The sequence below is a fragment of the Bradyrhizobium sp. 138 genome (assembly GCF_023074075.1).
Lineage (GTDB): Bacteria > Pseudomonadota > Alphaproteobacteria > Rhizobiales > Xanthobacteraceae > Bradyrhizobium.
The window spans coordinates 1-1585 of record NZ_JADPKT010000006.1; the positions used below are offsets into that span (position 1 = coordinate 1).

Annotated in this window: 1 protein-coding gene; it reads right to left on the reverse strand. The window is 58.6% G+C overall.

The window, feature by feature from the left end:
• On the reverse strand, positions 1-1585 hold a 1585-nt coding region (locus IVA79_RS04360; protein WP_247550648.1), incomplete at both ends, for a GMC family oxidoreductase N-terminal domain-containing protein.

Genomic DNA, 1585 nt, shown 5'->3' on the forward strand with positions numbered 1-1585 from the left:
TTTGCGTCTTCCATGATCATGTCGGCGCCCTTCTCAGCCACCATTAGCGTCGGCGCATAGGTATTTCCGGACGGCACCGTCGGCATGATCGAGGCATCGATGACGCGCAGCCCGATGATTCCGTGGACACGAAGGCGCTGATCAACGACGGCCATCGGATCGTTGCCCATCTTGCAAGTTCCGACGTAGTGGTGCATTCCCCGTCGAGGTCTACGGGCGAAGGCGAGCCATTCTTCATAGCTGTTCAACTTCCCGCCTGGGGATAGCTCACAATCGATGAATTTAGCGATGGCGGGATTCTGCATGATGTTGTGCGCGATCTGCATGCCCGCGACAATGCAGTCGCGGTCAATCTTTGCAGACAAATAATTCGGCTGAATGGCAGGCTCGCTGCCGGGAATTGGTGACCCTATATGGATGGAGCCCTGCGAATCAGGTCGACACTGGTTAATCGCGACGGTCATTCCGGGCTCTTTCTCGAGCCGTCCCCGCCGAGCCGGATCGAAGGTCGCGGGCGACATATGGAACTGGACATCAGCCGTCTGCGCCTCGGGCAGCGCGCGCACGAATCCAGTCACCAGGGCCGCTGGCTGGGTGAGCACTCCGGTGCCATTTGCATAGTATCGGATGGTCTCGCCCAACAGCCGCAAGCCCCGCGCCCGCTCGTTGAATGTAATTGGCTGATTGATGCGCCAGGTCATGTTCACGAAACAGTGGTTGCGATAGTTTTCACCGACGCCTTTCAGTTCATGGTGTACGTCGATGCCACACTTCTTGAGGACTTCTGGCTGACCGATGCCGGAAAGCTCCAGCACGCCCGGCGACTGGATCGTGCCACAAGAGACGATCACTTCTCCTCTGCAGCGCGCCTCGCGAGGGTTCCCGTGCAGAGTATAAGACACCCCGACAGCCCGTTTGCCCTCGAGCAAGATGCGATTGACCAAAGCACCGGTCTCGATGTGCAAATTGGGCCGTCTGCGCGCTGGGTCCAGGAAGGCGCGAGCCGCCGACCAACGGCACCCGTTCTTGATCGTCGCCTGAAGATAGCCGAAGCCTTCCTGCCGACCGTTGTTGTAGTCTCGGTTGTGCGAAAACCCACTGGACTTGGCAGCGCTTATGAACGCGTCGCCAAGGACATGGTGCTCCCTGATCTCGCCTACATTGAGTGGACCGTACTTGCCGCGCGAGTCGTCGTCGTCTCCCTGGTAATACTCCGATTTCTTGAAGTACGGCAGCACGTCTTCGTAGGACCAGCCCCGATTGCCGAGTTGGCTCCACTTGTCATAGTCAAGGGGCTGGCCGCGCACATAGAGCATCCCGTTGATTAAACTTGAGCCGCCAAGCCCGCGCCCGCTGGCAAACGGAAGACGCTCGGTGGCCGCACCATCATCAGAATCGACCTGAAAATTCCAACTGAACGTTTTTCTCAGCACGGGCGTGGCGAATGCTGCGGGAATATTGATCCACATCGACCGGTCGCGCGGCCCCGCCTCAAGGAGTAATACCTTGACGCTCGTGTTCTCACTCAGACGATTGGCGAGCACGCAACCAGCCGAGCCGCCACCGACAATGATGTAATCCCAGT